The organism is Nocardia sp. NPDC057272, from assembly GCF_042668615.1.
Lineage (GTDB): Bacteria > Actinomycetota > Actinomycetes > Mycobacteriales > Mycobacteriaceae > Nocardia.
Genome location: NZ_JBHUYK010000013.1, coordinates 64,454 through 84,261 on the forward strand (window position 1 = coordinate 64,454; position 19,808 = coordinate 84,261).

Annotated in this window: 17 protein-coding genes; 9 read left to right on the top strand and 8 right to left on the bottom strand. The window is 68.6% G+C overall.

The genetic code is table 11. The features are described from left to right. Positions 1-74: 74 nt before the first annotated feature. From ACFULV_RS19045 to ACFULV_RS19055, 3 genes are all read right to left on the bottom strand, one after another. Positions 75-605 (bottom strand): hypothetical protein, encoded by a 531-nt coding sequence (locus ACFULV_RS19045; protein WP_378658331.1) that lies wholly within the window; start codon positions 603-605, stop codon positions 75-77. Positions 606-696: 91 nt separating this feature from the next. Then, positions 697-2,400 carry an amidohydrolase gene (locus tag ACFULV_RS19050; protein WP_378658333.1) on the bottom strand — a complete coding sequence of 568 codons (1,704 nt, stop codon included), beginning with the start codon at positions 2,398-2,400 and terminating at the stop codon, positions 697-699. A 227-nt stretch (positions 2,401-2,627) separates the two neighbouring features. Beyond that, on the bottom strand, positions 2,628-3,146 hold the full coding sequence (locus ACFULV_RS19055) for a MarR family winged helix-turn-helix transcriptional regulator (RefSeq protein ID WP_378658336.1): 519 nt from the start codon (positions 3,144-3,146) through the stop codon (positions 2,628-2,630). Positions 3,147-3,236: 90 nt separating this feature from the next. Here ACFULV_RS19055 and ACFULV_RS19060 point away from each other — a divergent pair, with 90 nt between their 5' ends. Then, positions 3,237-5,342, top strand: coding sequence for an MMPL family transporter (locus ACFULV_RS19060; RefSeq protein WP_378658338.1), 2,106 nt, complete (start codon positions 3,237-3,239; stop codon positions 5,340-5,342). A gap of 35 nt (positions 5,343-5,377) precedes the next feature. After that, positions 5,378-5,971 (top strand): hypothetical protein, encoded by a 594-nt coding sequence (locus ACFULV_RS19065; RefSeq protein ID WP_378658341.1) that lies wholly within the window; start codon positions 5,378-5,380, stop codon positions 5,969-5,971. A 19-nt stretch (positions 5,972-5,990) separates the two neighbouring features. Here ACFULV_RS19065 and ACFULV_RS19070 read toward each other — a convergent pair whose 3' ends face one another. Then, on the bottom strand, positions 5,991-6,554 hold the full coding sequence (locus tag ACFULV_RS19070; protein ID WP_378658344.1) for a TetR/AcrR family transcriptional regulator: 564 nt from the start codon (positions 6,552-6,554) through the stop codon (positions 5,991-5,993). Continuing rightward, positions 6,535-7,752: an MFS transporter gene (locus ACFULV_RS19075; RefSeq protein ID WP_378658346.1), complete on the bottom strand. Its 1,218-nt coding sequence runs from the start codon at positions 7,750-7,752 to the stop codon at positions 6,535-6,537. Before ACFULV_RS19075 ends, ACFULV_RS19070 begins: the two co-directional genes overlap by 20 nt. Before the next feature lie 263 nt (positions 7,753-8,015). Between ACFULV_RS19075 and ACFULV_RS19080 the strand changes: the two genes are divergently transcribed. The 4 genes from ACFULV_RS19080 to ACFULV_RS19095 all read left to right on the top strand — a co-directional run bounded on the left by ACFULV_RS19080 (position 8,016) and on the right by ACFULV_RS19095 (position 13,703). Further along, positions 8,016-9,434, top strand: coding sequence for a glyceraldehyde-3-phosphate dehydrogenase (locus ACFULV_RS19080; RefSeq protein ID WP_378628298.1), 1,419 nt, complete (start codon positions 8,016-8,018; stop codon positions 9,432-9,434). Between the two features lie 165 nt (positions 9,435-9,599). Continuing rightward, the gene (locus ACFULV_RS19085) at positions 9,600-11,102 is read left to right on the top strand and encodes a hypothetical protein (RefSeq protein ID WP_378658348.1); all 1,503 of its coding nucleotides are present in this window, start codon (positions 9,600-9,602) and stop codon (positions 11,100-11,102) included. A gap of 133 nt (positions 11,103-11,235) precedes the next feature. Next, complete coding sequence (locus ACFULV_RS19090) at positions 11,236-12,483, top strand: AAA family ATPase (protein WP_378658351.1); 1,248 nt, start codon at positions 11,236-11,238, stop codon at positions 12,481-12,483. Further along, positions 12,480-13,703: a VWA-like domain-containing protein gene (locus ACFULV_RS19095; RefSeq protein ID WP_378658354.1), complete on the top strand. Its 1,224-nt coding sequence runs from the start codon at positions 12,480-12,482 to the stop codon at positions 13,701-13,703. The genes ACFULV_RS19090 and ACFULV_RS19095 overlap by 4 nt, the downstream gene beginning before the upstream one ends. Positions 13,704-13,714: 11 nt before the next feature. On the opposite strand, the gene ACFULV_RS19100 is transcribed toward ACFULV_RS19095, so the two are convergent. Next, positions 13,715-14,125, bottom strand: a complete 411-nt coding sequence (locus ACFULV_RS19100) for a hypothetical protein (RefSeq protein WP_378658356.1) — start codon at positions 14,123-14,125, stop codon at positions 13,715-13,717. Between the two features lie 179 nt (positions 14,126-14,304). On the opposite strand from ACFULV_RS19100, the gene ACFULV_RS19105 reads away from it, so the two are divergent. The 3 genes from ACFULV_RS19105 to ACFULV_RS19115 are packed head-to-tail and all read left to right on the top strand — an operon-like array spanning position 14,305 to position 17,961. Beyond that, a complete protein-coding gene (locus ACFULV_RS19105) occupies positions 14,305-15,237 on the top strand; it encodes a PDR/VanB family oxidoreductase (protein ID WP_378658359.1) in 933 nt (310 codons plus the stop codon). Positions 15,238-15,250: 13 nt separating this feature from the next. Next, positions 15,251-16,453, top strand: coding sequence for an FAD-dependent oxidoreductase (locus tag ACFULV_RS19110; RefSeq protein WP_378658362.1), 1,203 nt, complete (start codon positions 15,251-15,253; stop codon positions 16,451-16,453). Beyond that, positions 16,450-17,961, top strand: a complete 1,512-nt coding sequence (locus ACFULV_RS19115; protein WP_378658364.1) for a class I adenylate-forming enzyme family protein — start codon at positions 16,450-16,452, stop codon at positions 17,959-17,961. The genes ACFULV_RS19110 and ACFULV_RS19115 overlap by 4 nt, the downstream gene beginning before the upstream one ends. On the opposite strand, the gene ACFULV_RS19120 is transcribed toward ACFULV_RS19115, so the two are convergent. Further along, positions 17,939-18,649, bottom strand: coding sequence for a 5'/3'-nucleotidase SurE (locus ACFULV_RS19120; protein WP_378658367.1), 711 nt, complete (start codon positions 18,647-18,649; stop codon positions 17,939-17,941). The genes ACFULV_RS19115 and ACFULV_RS19120 overlap by 23 nt on opposite strands. After that, positions 18,624-19,805, bottom strand: coding sequence for an ABC transporter ATP-binding protein (locus tag ACFULV_RS19125; protein WP_378658370.1), 1,182 nt, complete (start codon positions 19,803-19,805; stop codon positions 18,624-18,626). The genes ACFULV_RS19120 and ACFULV_RS19125 overlap by 26 nt, the downstream gene beginning before the upstream one ends. Between the last annotated feature and the right edge of the window lie 3 nt (positions 19,806-19,808).

Genomic DNA, 19,808 nt, shown 5'->3' on the forward strand with positions numbered 1-19,808 from the left:
TTGTCGAAGCGTGTCCGCGCCGACGCCGGATCACACCATCGCCGTCGATATCGCTCCGGTCGCCATGGACGGGCTCAGAACGCAGGATCCACCCGGCACTCGCTCGCGGACCGGCCCGTCGGGGCGGTGCCGTCGCCCTGATCGAACCGCCACTGTGCGATCGGGCCCGCCGGCCGCCAGCGCAGGCCGCGCCCGTCCGGCACGGCTTCGTAGACAGCATCCCGACCGCTGACCAGCTGCTCACCCACGCAATAGTCGTTGTATCCGGTGCCCGGCTGGACCGCCCCCGCGCTGAAGCGGCCGGTGGGCTCGGCGGCGGCGCCCGGATTGGCGACCGTGCTCGTCCGATGCGTCGATGCTCCGCGATCCCAGCGTGCGTCCCCGGTCCGCGATCGGTCGCAGGTGAAGGTCCAGCCACCGGCGACGATGGTGGCTCCCTGTGAGTACGGGGTGCCCGCCCACAAACAGCTGACGGCGGTGTCCGCGGACGCGGTTCCCGTCGAGAGCCCGAGCAGGCCCGCTACCGTGACAGCCGATGCCAGCGCTGCTACACCGCGACGCCGTCGAACGGTTCCTGAAATGTCCTGATTGCCAACGGTTTCCATCCTTCGATGCTCCCGTCGGGACGGGTCGGGCACATCAGGTCCCGACCCGGAGCTTCAGCTCAGGGATTCCCCTCGGTCGAGGGGCGCAGGCTCAGCAGCACGGTCCGAGGTGCGCGCCGGGGCGCGGGGTCGCGTCGCTGTTCGGCACTGCGGCCAGGAACGCGTCGAGGTCGACCCGGCGCCCACCCACCCACGTGCCGTTGACCCGGACGGTCTCGCCCAACGTGGCCGGGTCGACCTCGTAGGGGTCACCGGACAACTCGACGAAGTCGGCCAGCTTGCCGACCGTGATGGACCCGATCAGGTGATCGCGGCGCAGGGTGCGGGCGGCGTTGATCGTCTGCGCGCGGATCGCGTGGTCGAGCGGAATCGCCTGATCGGCGCCGTGGACGGTGCCGGCGCGGGTGCGTCGGGAGGCGACGGTCTGGATGTTGACCAGCGGCGACGGTGGCGAGACCGGCCCGTCGTTGTGCAGGGACACACACGCCCCAGAGGCCAGCGCGTCGGCGGTGGGCTGCCACCGGCTGCCGTGTTCGTGGTCGAAGATCGCGCCGTCGAGCAGATCGCCCCAGAAGTAGTACTGGAACGGTGACATCGACACGTGCACGCCCAGCCTGGCCGCACGATCCATCTGCGCGCGCGTCGCTCCGCCCAGGTGTTCGATCCGCCACCGGTGATCGGTGCCGGTCAGGCCGTGGCGCTGCAACGCCGCCTCGTAGGCGTCCAGGGCCAGCTCGACGGCGAGATCGCCGTTGGAATGGAACGACATCTGCCAGCCGGCGGGCGCGGCGTCGTCCAGAATCTCGTCCAGCTGCGATCGGGTGTAGTTCAGCGAACCGGTGCCGCCCGCGGTCGCCGGGTCGATACCGGCGCGCCGAGTCGCCTCGGTATCGAGGTAGGGAAACGACGTCGCCGCACTGCCCACCCAGACCGCACCGTCGGTCCAGAGCTTGACGCCGGCCTTGCGCAGCATCTCGTCGCCGGAGGCGAAGGTCTCGGGCTCGGTGTAGGTGTCTGTGGTCGACATCTCCCACAGGTTGACCCGCAGCGGGCACGATGTGGTGGCGGCCAGTGTCTCGTAGTCGTGTTTGGTCTGCGGGTCGTAGGCCATGTCCGAGGTCGTGGTGTACCCGGCGCGCGACATCGCCGCGAAGAACCCGGCGCCGCTGAGCAGCGGGCTGGGCATCTCGGCGATCAACGGAGTCATGACCGCGGTGAGCACCGGCACTTCGAATCCCTGACCGTCGAGCGAGCCGTCCGGATTGCGACCGTAGTGACCGCCGTCGGGGTCCGGTGGCGGGTTGCCGGACCAGCCGTACCGCTCGATGAGCGCGGTGTCGAAGTAGATGCCGTGCGCGGAGTTGTCCAGGACCACGGCCACCCGATCACCGAAGATCGCGTCCAGGTCCGATGCTGTCGGTGCCGCGTGTTCCTGGAGCAGTGCGTCGAACCCGTTGAACACCAACGGCGTCGACGGATCGGTCGCGGCGATGGCGGCTGTGAACACGGCCACCACATCGGCCCAGGTCGGGGCTACCCACGGGGTGATCTGCGCGATGGGTGGTTGGGTGAGGACCCCGCCCAGGAACGGATGCCCGTGCGGTTCGACGAACCCCGGCAGCAACGCTCGGGCGCCGGTATCGATGACCTCGGCATCCGGGGCCACCGCCGACACGCACTCGGCCAGCGACCCGACCGCGACGATGCGCGAACCCGAGACCGCGACGGCGTCAGCGCGAGGGCGGTCCTCGTCCATGGTGATCACGGTGCCTGCGGTGAGAACGAAATCCGACACAGCCAACTCCCTCGCTTGTGGTGTTCGAGGTGGAGAAAAACTCGCCCGACCGTGGACACCGATTCGGCGGCGACAAGGGCCGGACATGCTGCTGACCAGCACAGGCTATTCCGAGAGGGCTACCGGAAGAGGGGACGACACGCGTATCCGAGCGCAGATCGAGCGGCCCGGTAGACGTCGGCGTCGTGGCACGCTGAGTGGCTGCGAATGGCCGGTTCCGGACGTGCCTATTCGGCGGCGGTCTGCCCTGGCTCCGGCACCTCGGCGTAGAACTCGCGCAGCGCGGCCGTGACGCTGACGAGCACGCGGTGGGCGGCCGTCAGGTCGCTGTCGGGCAGGGCGGACAGCGCCTCGCGGGTGCGGGAACCGAGCGGTCCGAAGAATCCGGCGGCGACCGACATGCCGTGGTCGGTATAGGTCAGGTTGACCCGCCGTCGGTCCGCCGGGTCGGGCACGCGGTCGAGGTGCCCGGATTCGATCATGCGCTCGACCAGGTAGGTGACGGCGGGCGCGGAGACGCCCATCAACTTGCTCAACTGGCCCGCGCTCACGGGTGCGCCCTCGGCGTCAGCCGTGGCGACGTGCATCAGGGCGCGGAAATCGTTCGGGCGCAGGTCGTTCGATCGCGCGAAGACGTGACCGATCTGTTCGGAGATCGCGGTCAGCGCACGCAGATCCCGGGCGATACCGGTTTCCAGCTCTGCCCGGTCGGCGGCCGGGTTCGTGTCGGCGGTGTCGTCATCCACGCGCGGCCTCCTCTCTGTCCGACAGGGAGCTTAGCCGTCGGAGCCACCGGCATTGCCAATTAGTTAAGTTTCTGAAATAGTTTCGGCGTGATGCGAGTGAGCGACGGAAACGGGTGGGACCGGTTCGCCGGGCTGGTCACCGGTCGGCGATCGTGGGCGGTACTGCTCGCTGTCGTCGCGGCCGCGATGGCGGTGATGGCGCTGGCAGGGAGCAACGACAGCGCGGGCCAGGCCCCGGTGTCGTTGCCACGATCGGCGGAATCTTCCCTGGCCGCCGAAGCGGCGGCACGGTTTCCCGATGCCGGAACCGCCGCCGCGATCATGGTGGCGACCCGCGTCGACGGCGGAGCGCTGACACCGGCCGATCTCACGGCACTGGAAGCGGCGCTCACCCGCGCGGGTGGCCCGCCGACCGACGGCCCCCGGGTGATTCTCGCTCCCGACGAGCGGGCCGCGCTCGCCCAGATTCCGGTGTCCGCACAGCTCAACGGCTTCGCGCTCACCGACCGGATCGGCGAACTCCGCGCCGCCGTCACCACCGATCTGCCCGATACGCTGCGCGTGCAGATCACCGGCGGACCGGCTTTCGGCGCCGACATCGCCGACTCCTTCTCCGGTGCGAACTCGCTGCTGCTGATCGTCACCGCGATCGTGGTGATGGCCCTGCTCATCGTCACCTATCGCTCGCCGGTGTTGTGGCTGGTGCCGCTGACGGTGGTCGGGCTCGCCGACCGCGTCGCCACCAGTGTCGGCACGCTCCTGGCCGAGCTCACCGGGCTCGCTTTCGACGGTTCGACGTCGGGCATCACCAGCGTGCTGGTCTTCGGGGCGGGAACGAACTACGCGCTGCTGTTGGTATCGCGGTATCGCGACGAACTGCATCGCCACACCGACCATCGAGCAGCGTTGCGCGCCGCGGTGCGTCATGCCGCGCCCGCCATCGTGGCCAGCAATGTCACCGTTGTCCTGGCTCTGCTGACGCTGTTGCTCGCGCTGCTCCCCAACACCCGCAGCCTCGGCGCGTTCGCCGCCGCGGGACTCGTGGTGGCGCTGATCTTCGTGCTCGCCGCGTTGCCGCCGGCGCTGGCACTGTGCGGCCGGCGGGTCTTCTGGCCGTTCGTGCCGAAGGCGGACGGGCGCGACGCGGCCGAGCAGGGCGTCTGGGCGGTCGTCGCGAAGCGGGTGGTGCGACGCCCTGCCGTCGTGGCCGGGGCGGCGTCGGCGGTGCTGATCGTCTTCGCGACCGGGCTCGTGACCACCGGTATCGGGCTCTCGCAGACCGAGCAGTTCCGCGTCGAGGCCGAGTCCGTCGACGGGCTGGAAACGATGGCCGACCACTTCCCGTCCGGTTCGTCGGATCCCGCCGTGGTGATCGCGCGCAGCGAAACCACCACCCCGATCCAGTCGGCCCTCGATGGCGTGCGGGGCATTTCGCGCGCCACCGCTACCGGTACCTCCGCCGACGGTGCGACACGGTGGTCGGTCGTGCTGGACGCGCCGCCCGGCTCGGCGGAGGCGTTCACCACCATCGAGGCGATCAGGACGGCGGTCGGCACGATCCCCGGCGCTGAGGCCCTCGTCGGCGGTACGGACGCCGAAGCGCTCGACATCCGCGACGCCGCCCGCCGTGACCAAGCGCTGGTCATTCCGCTGATCCTCGCCGTCGTGCTGCTGGTGTTGCTGGCACTGCTGCGCGCGGTGCCCGCCGCCGTGCTGCTCGTCGGCGTCACGGTGCTCAGCGCGCTCGCGGCGCTCGGTGCGGGCAGCTGGATCAGCGGCACGATCTTCGGCTTCCCCGCCCTGGACACGAACGTGCCGCTGTTCGGGTTCCTGTTCCTGGTCGCGCTGGGTGTGGACTACACGATCTTCCTGGTCACCAGGGCCCGCGAGGAAGCGGGCGCGCACGGCACCACCCAGGGCATGGTGCGCGCGGTCGCCTCGACCGGGGCCGTGATCACCAGCGCCGGCGTGGTGCTGGCCGCGGTGTTCTGTGTGCTCGGTGTGCTGCCGTTGATCACCCTGACCCAGTTGGGCATCGTGGTCGGGATCGGCATCCTGCTGGATACGTTCGTGGTGCGCACGCTGGTTGTCCCCGCGCTGTTCGCGCTGCTGGGCGACAAGGTGTGGTGGCCGGGAGCGCTCGCGAAAGCCGAAGCGGCGCAGTCTGCGTCGACCGAGACAGTGGCCATGGACTGATTCGTGTGGTGCCCGCGAGGTGGCAGTATGCGGGGGTGGGTGATTTCTTCGAACGGATCGTCGATCTCGAGGTGGCCGCGGTCGACGCGGGCGCGTCGGCGGAGCGGATGGTCGACTGGATGGTGTCGCGGGGATGGCTTCTTCGGGAGACATCGGGTGAGGCGATGTACAGCCTCGATGTCGAGGAAGGGTATGTGGCGGGACCTGATTGGGTGGAGATCGCCCAGCACTGGGGCGATGATTGGACCCCGGCGCCGGTCGCCGTGATCGTCGGGAGGAATGCCCACTATCCCGGTCAGGGCGCTGTCGAACCGTCCACCGCGTCCTGTCCGCAGTGCCAGGCGACCACGGTGATCATCGACTACCCGCAGGCCTGGGAAGCCGATCCCGTGGTGTGGCAGCCGTTTTCGGAGGCGATCGACTCGTGGAAAGGGACCGGCGAAGGCGCGGTCACCTGCGTCACCTGCACTACGGCGAGCCCGGTCACCAGCTGGCAATGGGGCGACGGCTTCGTCCTCGGCGCACTCGCCTTCGACTTCTGGGGCTGGCCACCCCTGACCGACGAGTTCGTCGCCGAGTTCACCGCCGAGCTCGGTCACCGGACCGCACGCCACACGGGCAAATTCTGAGCGGATCGCCGTCTGGGTGTCAGCGGTCGAACAAGATCGTCCGCAGAACCGACTCCCATTCCGCCGCGCTCGGTGGTTCACCGGTGACCAAGGCCTGTATCAGCAGGCCGTCCACGGTTCCCGACAGAATGCGCAACCGGATGGCGTCGTCGGTGTATCGACGGCCGAAGCGTTCGATCGCGGCCAGCCAGCGGCGGGGTGGGTCCCGCAATTCGGGGCGGCAGGCGGCCAGGAGATAGAGCTCGAACTCGGCCTGCAGATGCACGGTGTCGGCCAGTGCCGCGACCATCATCGCGGCCAGCGCCCGCACGCCCTCCTCGCCGCCCCCGCTCGCGTCGGTCAGCTGCCGGATCCGCTCGGCATCGCGGTCCATGCAGGAGGTGAGGGCGGCGGTGAGGAGGTCGTCGATCGTCTTGAAGTGGTAGGCGGCCGAGGTCGGCGGCTGACCCGCTTCCTTGGCGACGGCGCGGTGGCTGACGCCGGCGACGCCGTCGCGAGCCACCACCCGGAGGGTGGCCTCGATCAGCTCCTTCTTGCGCCGCTCGCCCTTGAGCCTGCGGCCGTCAATGCTCGCCTCGACCAACCTCGACCTCCTCGCGCGCGGCTCTCGCCAGCGGCGCCCTCGCCAACAATGCCACCGCCAAGGCTACGGTGCCCGCCGCGACTGCCACGGCGAAGCCCGCTGCCGGCCCCGACCGGTCGACGACGGCGCCCGAGAGCAGTGCGCCGAGCGCGATGCCCGCGCTGAGCCCGGTGAGCGCCCAGGTCATGCCTTCGGTGAGTGCGGCCGCGGGCACTGCGCGCTCGACGAGTCGCATGATGACGATCATCGTCGGTGCGAAGAACGCCCCGGATACGAACATCGCGATCGCCAGTGCGGGGATGCCGTCGACCAGCAGCAGCGGCAATGTTGTCAGCATCGTGCCCGCCACCGCGAGTGCGAGTTGTCGCGGCAACGGCATCGACAGCTGGAATGCCCCGAACGCCAGTCCGGCCAGCCCGGAGCCGGCGGCATAGGCGGCCAGCACGGTCCCGGCGCTCGCGGGTACGCCGAGCTGCTCGGCGAAGGCGACGCTGACCACGTCCACGGTCCCGACGATGACGCCGCCCGCCGCGAGGATCGACGCCAGCATCCGCACCGCCGGGATCCTGATCGCCGAGGCTTTCTCATCATCCGGAACATCTTCTCGCACAGGAGGTTCGGTCCGCCTCTGCGGCACGAACAGCAGCACGCCGATCAACAGCAGAATCGCCGCGAGCAACGGTCCGGCCTCGGGGAACAGCGCCGTCGAGAGCACGACCGCCAGCGCGGGTCCGGCGACGAAGGTCAGTTCGTCGACCACCGATTCCAGGGAGAACGCCGTGTGCATCCGGGGGGAACCGGCGTGGACATAGGACCAGCGAGCTCGCACCATCGCCGACATGTTCGGCAAGGTCCCGGCCAGCACGGCAGCGGCGAACAAGGTCCAGGTCGGCGCGTCGTAGCGGGCGCTGAGCAGCAGCGCGGCCGACCCGAGCACGCTCAGCCCCATCGCGGGGAGCAGCACTCGCCCTTGCCCGAGTCGGTCGACCAGCCGGGAAACCTGCGGTCCGGCGACGGCCGTGCTCACGGTGAAGGTCGCCGACACGGCTCCGGCCAGCGCGTATTCGCCGCGCAGCTGCGAAATCATCGTGATGATGCCGATCGCCATCATGGCGAGCGGCAGCCGGGCGATGAAGCCGGCGGCGGAAAAGCCAACGGCTCCAGGGGCTTTGAACAGGGCGGCATAGGGATTCGCCATCGAGGTCGACCTCCAAACAATTTGAACGAGTGTTCCAATTGTTTACCGTACGCCATGGGGACAGGGCTGGTGCTCGAGGTGGTGGAGGTCGGTCGGTGCGCCGGTTCAGTGCGACGCCGATCTCACCGGTGGGGAGTGGCCCACGGTGAAAATTCCGCGCTCACTAGCATCGATGCAGCGGAAATATCGATGAACCCAGAGGACGTGTGTTGACTACCGAACAACTTGATCGCTGGAACGCTCAGGAAGCTGCGGCGGAGGCGATGATTCCCATCATCGGGACGTTGTACCGCAGCAAGGGTGTGACGATTCTGCTGCACAGCCGGTCGCTGGTGAACAAGTCGGTGATCAGCATCCTGCGGACGCATCGGTTCGCGCGGCAGATCGGCGGCGAAGAGCTGTCGGTGGACGAGACCCTGCCGTTCCTCGAGGTGATCAGCCGGCTGGATCTGGGGCCGTGCAAGATCGACCTGGGCCAGCTGGTGATGGCATTTCACGCCGACGAGCGGGGCCTGTCGGTCGAGGAGTTCACCACCTCGGTGCTGGCCGAGGTGAGCGACGGCAACAAGGCCGTGTCACAGGGACCGCGTGATGTGGTGCTCTACGGGTTCGGGCGGATCGGGCGGCTGGTCACCCGGCTGCTGATCGAGAAGGCCGGGTCGGGCAACGGGCTGAGCCTGCGCGCGGTGGTGGTGCGCAAGGGCGGTGACGACGACCTGGCCAAGCGGGCGTCGCTGCTGCGTCGCGACTCCGTGCACGGGCACTTCAACGGCACGATCAAGGTCGACACCGACAACGACACGATCACCGCGAACGGCAACGTCATCAAGTTCATCTACAGCGATGACCCGACGACCATCGATTACACCGCCTACGGCATCGACAACGCGATCCTGATCGACAACACCGGTCGCTGGCGTGACCGCGACGGCCTGGAGCAGCACCTGCGCCCCGGCATCGCGAAGGTCGTGCTCACCGCGCCCGGCAAGGGTGACGTGCCCAACATCGTGCACGGCGTCAACCACCGCGACCTGGACCTGTCGCAGCAGATCTTCTCCTGCGCCTCCTGCACGACCAACGCGATCGTGCCGCCGCTCAAGGCCATGGACGACGAGTTCGGCATCGTGCGCGGGCACGTGGAGACGGTGCACTCGTTCACCAACGACCAGAACCTCCTGGACAACTACCACAAGGCCGATCGTCGCGGTCGCTCCGCGCCGTTCAACCTGGTACTCACCGAGACCGGCGCCGCCTCCGCGGTGGCCAAGGCGATGCCGGACTTCAAGGCCAAGATCACCGGCAACTCGATCCGCGTGCCCACCCCGGACGTCTCCGTCGCGATCCTGAACCTGCAGCTGAAGCAGGACACGACCAAGGAAGACGTGCTCGCGTACCTGCGCCAGGTATCCCTCGCGGGCCCGTTGAGCCGCAACCTCGACTACACCGCCGCCACCGACGCGGTCTCGAGCGACTTCATCGGCTCGCGCGCGGCCTCGATCATCGACGCCAACGCCACCATCGTCGAGGGCGACACCGCCATCCTCTACGTCTGGTACGACAACGAATTCGGCTACTCGTGCCAGGTGGTGCGGACCGTGCAGTACATCTCGGGCATCGAATACCCGACCTACCCGCAGCTGGGTGCGCAGTCCGACACGCGCGAGCTCACCGACGCGCGGTAGCGACCCTCCGGCAAGGCGGGCATCTGGTCTGTGACCAGGGCCCGCCTGCCTCGTCGACTCGGTGGCAGCGCATGCGAGGCGACCACCACCGCTTGTCGGGTCGCGCGTTGTTGTGCATACTGGCGACATGACATCGAGTCGAAAGGGCGTTCTGCGCCCGGGCCGTTGAGCCCCACGCCGGTCATCGCACCGGCTTCTCTCCCGCGTGAACGCGGGGAATTCACCGAAAATCCGCAGTCTTCCCGTACGTCCTATGACGATGCGCGCCTCGACCTCTGGCTGCGTGTGCGCGAACTCGCTGTGCCGTCCGCCATGATCGAGGCCGCCACCGCACGGCGGCTCGTCGGCGACTGGTCGGGGGCCTGCGCCGCTGCGCATGTCGATCTCGATGTGGATCTGCGGGCGCTGGCGCGGACCCACGGGCGAGGACTCGCCGCTCGGGTACGGGCCGACCTGCGATATCTGGCGCCGGACCTGTTGCGCTGGCATCTACCCAGAATCGCGCCGGACGGTCTGTTGCGACCAGGGTTGACGATGGTGCTGGCTCGCTACGAATCCGGGAGCGTCACCGGTCTGGACAGCGCGGCCGGAGACGTAATGCGGTGTGACGGTGCGGATTCCGTGTATCTGGTGGTCCGTACGCCACCGGCCTGGGCGGCCGCCGGACAGCGGATCAGCCTCGCGCTGTGGGACATGACGAGCCCCGCGACCAGCGCGCGCATGCACCCACATCCCCGACCCAACAGTCGCTACCGACTCGACCTGCACCGGCATCTGTGGGATTCGCGCAGGGCAGGGGAGTTGCGACACCGTTCCGGGGCAGCACAATTCGCCGCACCGAGGCTCGCGACAGGCGACGACGGCGATCTCGGGGATTCTGTGCCCGCAACGGTGCCGCCGGGTTGCGCCGTCGACCGGTGGGCGGAGGAAGCGGCGATTCTGTTGCGGGCCGGTGGGCGTCGGTCCGGGTTGGTGCTGGTGCGGTGTGGTGCGCGGAAACGTGTCGTTCTGGACGTGCGTGCGGACGACCCACTCGCCGTGCGGATTTCGCGAGAACACCCGCGCGGCGGAATCTCCGCTCTTCCGGTGCTACCCGACGCGGCGACCTGGGTGCTCCCCGATCTGGAGTTGCTGCGAGCGGGCGTGCTCGCCGCCGATCGACTGCATCCGCTGGTCGCCTCGGCGCTCGGCTGTGACGGCGCGCCGACCGAGACATCCGGGACTACCGCCGCCGGTCATCGGATCGTGGAGTGCCGGGGTGAACGCCACCGGATCGGGTTGGTGAACGGCGTGCTCGCCGCACTGGATCACGACCCCGCCGAAATCCGGCGTGAAGAACTGCTGGCGGCCCTGACCGGAACACCGATGGCCTGCCTTCAGGCCATCGACCGATCACTGCGCCAACCGGATTGGCTCGCCGGCGTCTGCGATCGCCTGGACCATGGCGATATCGACGGCGCCCTCACCATCGTCGAAGGCAAGCTCGGCGCCGACGCGGTGCTGCGCGACGGACCGCTTCGCGACGCACTCGAAGCTGCTGTACGGCAACGGATCACCTATGGCCTGTTCCGGGCCGGCCTACCCGCACCCGGTCGCGGCCACATCCCTCCCGATCGGTACGACCGCAAGGGGCGTCGCCCCCGCCCGAGACACCTGACCTTGCACTGAGTTGCCGTCCGGGCCATCAGGGCGCGTCTTGTCGCGCTGCTGACCTTCGTGCTGTCTCGACCGACCCTGCGGTCGAGCTCGCTCCACCTGCTCTCATCCATCGAATTCTTCTGAACCCAAAGGTGATTCACACATGTCTGTTCAAACCCTGTGCCCGTCGCTCCCGATTCGCGTCACCGACTCCCAGCTCGACGTCGCGGGCGAACTCCTCGCCCTGCTGGGTACGGTGAAAACGGAGCCGCGCACCAACACGCAACTGGAAGCGCTCACCTTGGCCGTGGCCGCCGATCTGCCGGTGCTGCTGTGGGGTGAGCCGGGCATCGGCAAGACCGCTGCCCTGACCCAGCTCGCGCAGTCCCTTGACCTGCCGCTGACCACGGTGATCGCGAGTGTGCACGAGCCGTCGGACTTCTCCGGCCTGCCGATCATCGGCGACGACCCCGCGACCCAGGGCGTACCGATGGCGCCGCCGGACTGGGCGGTTCGACTCGTACGGGCCGGGCGCGGTCTGCTGTTCCTCGACGAACTGTCCACCGCACCGCCCGCCGTGCAGGCCGCGTTGCTGCGCGTTGTTCTCGAACGGCGGGTCGGCGCACTGGAACTGCCGCCGGGTGTGCGCATCGTCGCGGCCGCCAACCCACGCTCGTCGGCGGCCGACGGCTGGGAGCTGAGCCCGCCGCTGGCGAACCGATTCGTGCACCTGCAGTGGACTCACGAGCACGACGTCGTCGTCCGCGGCCTCGGCGGAACCTGGCCACACGCGACCTTGCCTCGGCTCGCTCCCGAAAGCCTGCCGGAGGCGGTCGCCTTCGCCCGTCGCGCGGTATGCACCTTGCTCGCGGCTCGGCCCAAGCTCGTGCACCAGATGCCCACCACCGAAACCCGGCGGGGCGGTGCCTGGGCGTCACCACGGAGTTGGGAGATGACCGTGCGGCTGATCGCCTTCGCCACCGCGGCCGACGCGAGTCGTGACGTGCTGTCGCAATTGATCCGCGGCACCGTCGGTGACGGGCCCGGTTTCGAACTGCTCACCAGCATCGACCGGATGGATCTGCCCGATCCGGAAGCACTGCTGGCCGATCCGGTCGCCGCTGAACTGCCGACCCGGGGCGACCTGCGCCAGGCCGTTCTCGACGGTGTGGTGGCGGCGGTGCGCAAACGACCGGAGCGGGCCCGATGGGACGCGGCTTGGTCGCTGCTGGTGAAAGCCGTGGAAACCGGAGCACCCGACCTGGTGGTTGTTCCCGCGACAACGCTGGCCACGCTGCGCCGCGAGAACTGGGAGGTGCCCGCGGCGATCGAACAACTCGCCGGGGTGGTGTCGGTGTCGCAGAGTGCCGATCGCGCCGCGGCCCGGGTTGCCGTGAAGGCGGGCCGATGACAGCGGATACCACCGGATTGGATTTCGGCAAGCTGTATGCCGCACGGCTGCACGCGGTTTCGGCCCGCCCCTATCTGGCGACCGCTCTGTACGCGCTGCACATCGTCGAGTCGCCGAGGGCGCCGACGATGGGCGTGGACAAACACTGGCGGTGCTACGTCTCGCCACGATTCGTCGACTACACACCGGTGGAAGAACTGGCTTCGATCCTGGTGCACGAGGTGTCGCACCTGCTGCGAGACCATCACGCGCGCAGCGACCGCTACGCCCACGCCCACGACCTGACCGGTCCAGGGGAGCGGCTGCGCATGAACATCGCCGCGGACGCCGAGATCAACGATGACGCGTTCGGTGACGGGCTGGTCTGGCCCGAGGGCGCCGTGCTGCCCAGCGCATTGGGGCTGGACCCGGGGCAACTCATGGAGGACTACCTGGGTCAGTTCCGCCTCGGGCGGCTGACCGAAGACATGGCGTGGCTCGACTGCGGCAGCGGCGCGGATGGATCGGACCGCGAATGGGAGCTGGGACCCGACGGCGCGGACGGTCTCAGCGAACAGCAGCGCGACGGCGTCCGATTCCTTGTGGCACAGGGCATCGTCGGGCGTCCAGGAGACGCGCCCCAGGGGTGGCGACGCTGGGCGAAGGAGGCGTTGCATCCTGCCCAGCCGTGGCGGGACCTGCTCGGCGCGGCACTGCGCGCGGCCGCCTCGGCTCCCGGCGTCGGCGAGGACTACACCTACCGGCGCCCCGCCCGCCGCTGCACCGCACTGCCCGGCATCGTGTTGCCCAGCCTGCGTCGCACCCCACCCAAGGTCAGCGTGGTCATCGACACCTCGGGCTCGGTCAGCGACGACGAGCTGGGCAGCGCCCTGCTCGAAGTCGCCGCCATCATCCGCGCCGTCGGCGGACGCCGCGACCTGGTCACCGTGTTCTCCTGCGACGCGGCGGCCAGAATCGCCCACCCGCTGTGCCAGGCCGAGGGCATGACGCTGATCGGCGGTGGCGGCACCGACCTGCGCACCGGTTTCACCCACGCCCTGCGCACCCGGCCGGACGTCCTCGTCGCCCTGACCGACGGCCAAACCCCCTGGCCCTCCCACCAACCGGCCTGCCGAACCGTCGTCGGACTCTTCCGCCGGGAACGCGCGTGGCGCCACGACGACCCGGACTACGTCCCGGACAGCCCACCCGCATGGGCGCGAGTGGTCGACATCGGCTGACGGGTCATCCACTACGGGGCGCGCCGCGCCCGTACCAGCGGCGAAACGAACATGAACGAGCCGGACAGGAAGAGCCCGGCGAGGGGGATCAGCGGGAGGTAGGAGATCCACACGATCGGCTCCGGTTGTGCCAGCGCGATCACCGTGGCGACAACGGTGACGACGAATACCGCCGCCGACCAGCGATGCACCTGACGGCCGCGACCAGCACTGCCACTGAACGCCGACAGCCGGTGCGGGCCGCGCAAGAGCCGTACGAACATCGAGGCACCGGACAGGAACAGCCCAGCGAGCGGAATGAGCGGCAGGTAGACCACCCATTCGGGCCCGCTGAGCGACAACCCGATCACCGTGATGAGCACGGCCGCGAGGAAGGCGACGGCGAGCATGCGATGAGTTCGCCGAACCCAGCTGATGTTCATCGAAAACCCTTTCGTCGATCCATGGAAAACAATGCTGGCACGGCGCCGACCTGGAAACTTCTCGATTCCTGATCGTTTCTCCCGCCGACCACCGACAGTCGATCGACCCCATTTCAATCCGGCAATTCGTTGAAAGTATCAATCCCCGCGGGCCGCCGAACCCCTGCGAGACTCGTCGTGTGATCAGCGCGATTGTGCGAATTCGGTCCATCACCTACGAATCAGAGGGCGTGCTGTCCTTTGTGCTCACCGACCCCGGCGGCGCGCCACTGCCGCCGTGGGCACCGGGTGCGCACGTGGATGTCGTCCTGCCCGACGGCGTCGTTCGCCAGTACTCGCTGTGTGGCGATCCCGCGAATCGGGACAGTTATCGCATCGCGGTGCTGCTCGAGGAGCAGGGCCGCGGCGGGTCGGCGTGGATGCACGAGAACGTGCGGCCGGGCACGCTGTTGGAGATCCGGGAGCCACGCAACAATTTCCCGCTCACGCAGGCGGCGAGCTACCTCCTGATCGCCGGCGGCATCGGGATCACGCCGCTGTTGCCGATGATCCGCGAACTGGAACAGCGCGGCGCCGACTGGCAACTGCACTATGGCGGCCGCACCGGCGCGCGGATGGCGTTCGCCGGCGAGCTGTCCGTCTACGGTGCGAGGGTTCGTCGCTACGCGCAGGACGAAGTCGGGCTGATGCCACTGGCCGAGATTCTCGAGCCGGTGACCTCGGGCACGCTCGTGTACTGCTGTGGTCCCGAGCCGCTGTTGGCCGCGGTCGAGCAGCACTGTGTCGCGGATGCCCTGCGGCTCGAGCGTTTTCATCCCAAGGAGATCGTGGCCACCGGACCCGACCGGCCGACCACCGTCGTGCTCAACCGTTCCGGCCGGACCATCGAAGTACCGGCCGGGTCGTCGGTCCTGGACGCACTCGAACGGGCCGGCTCCGACGTGCTGTGGTCGTGCCGCGAAGGAACGTGCGCGACCTGCGAGACCACCGTGCTCGAAGGCGAAGTCGAGCACCGTGATTCGGTGCTCACCCCGGCTGAACAAGAGTCGGGCAAAACCATGATGATCTGCGTTTCCCGAGCGCGCACGGACCGTCTCGTGCTCGATGCCTGAAAGGTCGAAAACTGTGCACGATGTCATTGTTGTCGGCGCGCGCTGCGCCGGCGCCACCGTCGCGATGCTGCTCGCGCGGCGTGGCTACCGGGTGCTCTGCGTCGACCAGGCGCTTTTTCCCAAGGATGCCGTGTCGACCCACATGCTGCGGCAGGGTGGTCTGGCGCGACTGCGGGATTGGGGTCTGCTCGATCGGCTGAAAGCCACCGGCTGCACGCCCATCCACTCGATCACCATGTCCTACGCCGACGCCCACTTCTCCGGCTTCTCCGACCCGATCGACGGTATCGCCGAGACCTACGCGCCGCGGCGCATCGTGCTCGACAAGCTGTTGCAGGATGCCGCCCGCGAGGCCGGGGTCGATCTGCGCGAAGGCGTCACCGTGACAGATCTGGTGCGCGACGGTGAGTTCGTCACCGGCATCGTCGGTCGCGACCGCGACGGCGAAACGGTGACCGAACACGCTCGCCTCGTCATCGGCGCCGACGGATACGCGTCCACCGTCGCCCAGCTCACCGGGGCCCAGAAATACGACGTGATCCCGGGGGAGACCTTCACCGCCTACTCCTACTGGTCCGGCCTGACCATGCAGAGCCAGTTGCGGATCGGCGACAAGCAGGCAGTCGGCGGCTGGCCGACCAACGACGGCAAGACGCTGATCTGGTGTGTGCAATACGTCGACCGGTTCGCGCCGTTCCGCACCGATGTCGAGGCCAACTTCTCGTTGGCGTTCAAGGAAACCGCGCCCGACCTCGCCGAACTGCTCGACACCGGCGAACGCGACGAACGGTTCTACATCGCCCGCTACCCGGAGAACTTCTACCGCGAATCGCACGGCCCCGGGTGGGCGCTGGTCGGCGACGCCGGATATCACAAGGACCCCTTCACCGGGCTCGGGATCAGTGACGCGTTCACCTACGCCGACCTGCTCGCCGAGCGGGCGCACGAGGGGCTGTCGGCGGCGCGGCCACTCGACGAAGCGCTCGCCGAGTATCAGGCGCAGCGGGATCGGTCGAGCAAGCCGATGTACCGGTTCACCTGTGAGTCCTCGCGACTGGTGCTGCCGGACAAGCACGTCGAGGTGATGCGCGCGTTGCCGAGCAGTGCGAAGCACACGCAGCAGTGGTTCCGGATGATGGCGGGCGGGCTCAGCGGCCGGGACTTCTTCGCCGAGGACAACCTCGCCGCGCTGCTCGACCCGCAGGGTGCGCGATGACCGTGCAACCGTTCGACACCGCCGGGATCTTTCGCGACGAGCACGGTGTCGCGCACTACGCCGACCTGCCCGATTCCCTGGTGGACATGCTGCGCCACACCGTGAAGATGTGGCCCGAGCAGGAAGCCGTCGTCGAGATCGGTGGCGAGCGACTCTCGTACCGGCGACTGTGGGACCGGGCCGCCGAGGTCTCCGGTGGGCTGCGGGACAAGGGAATTCTGCCGGGCGACCGTGTCGCCATCTTGTTGAACGCCGGAACGGAGTGGGTGGTCGGCTTTCTCGGGATCGTGCTCGCGGGTGCGGTTGCCGTGCCGGTCAACACCCGATTCGCGGACCCCGAAATCGATTATGTCCTGACCGATTCCGATGCCGCGTTCAGTCTGCGGCCGAACGAGGCATTACCCCAGGGCGATCCCTACGTCCACGAGGGCGCGGGCCCCACGGATCTGGCCGCGATCTTCTACACCAGCGGGACGACCGGACGGCCCAAGGGGGCTATGACCACGCATCGCAACCTGCTGTCCACCGTGGAGAACGTGCGCCGGCTCGCCCACATCACCGCCGACGAAGGCCCGACCCTGCGCAACCTGGTCTCCGTGCCGTTGTTCCACGTCACCGCCTGCAACAGTCAGCTGATTCCCCAGCTGGCCATCGGCGGCAGCACGATCATCCTGCCGCAGTTCAAGATTCAGGCTTTCCTGCGGGCGATCGTCGACGAGCGGATCACCTCGCTCACCAATACTCCCGCCATCTACTACCTCGCGTTCCGGCAACCCGACTTCGCCGACTTCGATCTGAGCGCGGTGAACCGGGTCGCCTACGGCGGCGCGCCGGTCGCTCCCGCGCTGGTCGCCGAGATCGCCCGGCACTTTCCGAACGCGCGGCTGGCCAACGGGTTCGGTCTGACCGAGACCTCGTCCATCGCGACCTACCTGCCCCACGAATGGGCCACCGAACACGCGGAATCGGTGGGGTTCGCCGCGCCGATCATCGACCTGGCCATCGACGCGCCCGATCCGGTCAGCGGAGTCGGCGAACTGCTCATCCGCGGTGCCACTGTCGTCGCCGGATACTGGAACAACCCCGCCGCCACCGCCGCGACCTTCGTCGACGGCTGGCTGCGCACCGGTGACCTCGCCCGCATCGACGAGCGGGGACTGGTGTCGATCGCCGATCGGGCCAAGGACATGATCAACCGCGGCGGCGAGAACGTCTACTGCGTCGAGGTGGAGAACGCCCTCGCCGGGGCCCCGGGCATCGGCGAATCCGCGGTGGTCGGGGTGCCCGACGACATGATGGGCGAGAAGGTCGGCGCGGTGGTGGTGCCGGTCGAGGGCGTCGAGTTCGACGAAGCCGCCGTGCTCGACTACCTGCGTGAGCGGCTCGCCGATTTCAAAGTGCCCCAGTACTTCTCGGTGCGTACGGCGCCGTTGCCGCGCAACCCCGGCGGGAAGGTCGTGAAGACCGCGTTGCGGTCCGAACCGTTCAAGCCCGCCGGACGAGGGTGATGCTGGTCCGCCGCTGTTCGGCGAAGGCGTGGATGTCGTCGTCGGGCGCCAGATCCTCGGCACGGTAACCGATCGTGCTGAGGATGGCGCCCTGGGCGATGTCGAAGACATCGGTGTAGTACAGCGCGCGGCTGACCCTGGTGTAGGCCGGATCCGCGCCCCGGTCGGTGCCGGACAGGTTGACGTTCGCGGTGAACCAGCCTGCCCGCGCTGTGAGCAGCGTGGTGAGTACCCCGGCTGTCGCCTTGGGGACCCAGCTCCAATCCCAATCGTGCGGCGCGTTCCACGGACCACCGAACTCGCGCGAGAGCGCGATGCCGGGCACACCGCGCGCTCCCGCCTCCTGGACGGCACCGTAGGTGCCGCTGACATTGAGGGTGGCGCCGATGTTCTCGCCCGCGTTCACCCCGCTCAGGCACAGATCCACCGGCGCGATGACCCCGGCGGTCAGCGCGAACACCACGCAGGCCGCCGGGGTCGACCCCACATGAATCGTGGGAATTCCGGCGGTCGGCGCCGCCCACTCCCACTCCACCGCGACGCCACTGCGCCGGGACTGGCTCGCGCCCGACATCGGACCGCTCGGTGCTACCACCGTCGCGTCGATGCCGAGCGCCCGCACGGCTTCCGCTAACGCCAGGAGCCCCGGCGCGCGGTATCCGTCATCGTTGGTGATCAGCAGGTGCATCGAATTCCGTTATCCGGGAGCCGGTTTCGGGGTCGAACAAGTGCAGCCGGTGGACCGGGACGAACACCTGGATCCGTGCGCCGACGGCCGGGGCTGGATCGTTGGCGGGCAGCGTCACGGCCCAGCGGCCCGATTCGCCGGTGCACTGTGCGATCTTGGAGTCGCCGGTGAACTCGACCAGCTCCACCACACCGTGTACGAGCAAGCCCGGGCCGTCGTGGTCACGGAGCGTGCCGTCACCGGGCCGCCAGCCCAGTTTCAGTTCGGCGGGAACACCGGGGACAGCCTGGGGGAGCAGTACTTCCAGTCCGCGCCCGGTCATCTCGTCCCCGGCTTCGTTCATCGTCACCGTCGCCAGGTTCATCGGCGGGCTACCCAGGAACGTCGCGACGAACAGATCGACCGGTCGCCGGTACACCTGCGCCGGACTACCGACCTGCAACACCCGCGAGTTGTTCATCACCACCAGGTGGGTGGCCATCGACAATGCCTCGAGCTGGTCATGGGTGACGAGCACGACGGTATTGCCGAGCTCGCGATGCAGCCGTACCAGCTCGACCCGGGCCTGCTGGCGCAGCTGCGCGTCGAGCGCGGACAGCGGCTCGTCGAGCAGCAGCACCTTCGGCTGCCGAACGATCGCCCTGGCCAGCCCGACCCGCTGACGCTGACCGCCCGAGAGCTGAGCGGGCTTGCGGTGGCGCAGTTCGCTCAGTCCGAGACTGTCGCACGCGCCGGCCACCCGTCGCTCGATCTCGGTGCGGTCCAGCCCGGACTTGCGGTTGTGCTTGCCCTCGAGCCGAAGGCCGAAGGAGATATTGCGCTCGACGGTCATGTGCGGGTACAGCGCGAAATCCTGGAACACCATCGAGACTCCGCGTCGTCCCGGCGCCACCTCGGTGACGTCGGCGCCGTCGATGAGCACTCGCCCCGCGGTGGGGGTGATCAGGCCCGACACCACGCCGAGCGCGGTCGACTTGCCGCAGCCGGACGGGCCGACCAGCACGGTCAGCGATTGTCCGGGTACGTGCAGCAGGTCGACGTCGAGGGCCGGGCGGTCCTCGTCGTATTGCTTGGTGATGCCGTCGAGCACCACGCCGGCCGAGAGATCGAGCTCGGTGGTCAGCACCGGGGGCTCGCTCACACTGAGACTGGTCATGTC

Coding starts and splice junctions, on each gene's coding strand:
- ACFULV_RS19045 (WP_378658331.1), bottom strand. CDS start 605: ATGGAAACCGTTGGCAATCAGGACATTTCAGGAACCGTTCGACGGCGT.
- ACFULV_RS19060 (WP_378658338.1), top strand. CDS start 3,237: ATGCGAGTGAGCGACGGAAACGGGTGGGACCGGTTCGCCGGGCTGGTC.
- ACFULV_RS19075 (WP_378658346.1), bottom strand. CDS start 7,752: ATGGCGAATCCCTATGCCGCCCTGTTCAAAGCCCCTGGAGCCGTTGGC.
- ACFULV_RS19080 (WP_378628298.1), top strand. CDS start 8,016: ATGATTCCCATCATCGGGACGTTGTACCGCAGCAAGGGTGTGACGATT.
- ACFULV_RS19090 (WP_378658351.1), top strand. CDS start 11,236: ATGTCTGTTCAAACCCTGTGCCCGTCGCTCCCGATTCGCGTCACCGAC.
- ACFULV_RS19095 (WP_378658354.1), top strand. CDS start 12,480: ATGACAGCGGATACCACCGGATTGGATTTCGGCAAGCTGTATGCCGCA.
- ACFULV_RS19100 (WP_378658356.1), bottom strand. CDS start 14,125: ATGAACATCAGCTGGGTTCGGCGAACTCATCGCATGCTCGCCGTCGCC.
- ACFULV_RS19115 (WP_378658364.1), top strand. CDS start 16,450: ATGACCGTGCAACCGTTCGACACCGCCGGGATCTTTCGCGACGAGCAC.
- ACFULV_RS19120 (WP_378658367.1), bottom strand. CDS start 18,649: ATGCACCTGCTGATCACCAACGATGACGGATACCGCGCGCCGGGGCTC.
- ACFULV_RS19125 (WP_378658370.1), bottom strand. CDS start 19,805: ATGACCAGTCTCAGTGTGAGCGAGCCCCCGGTGCTGACCACCGAGCTC.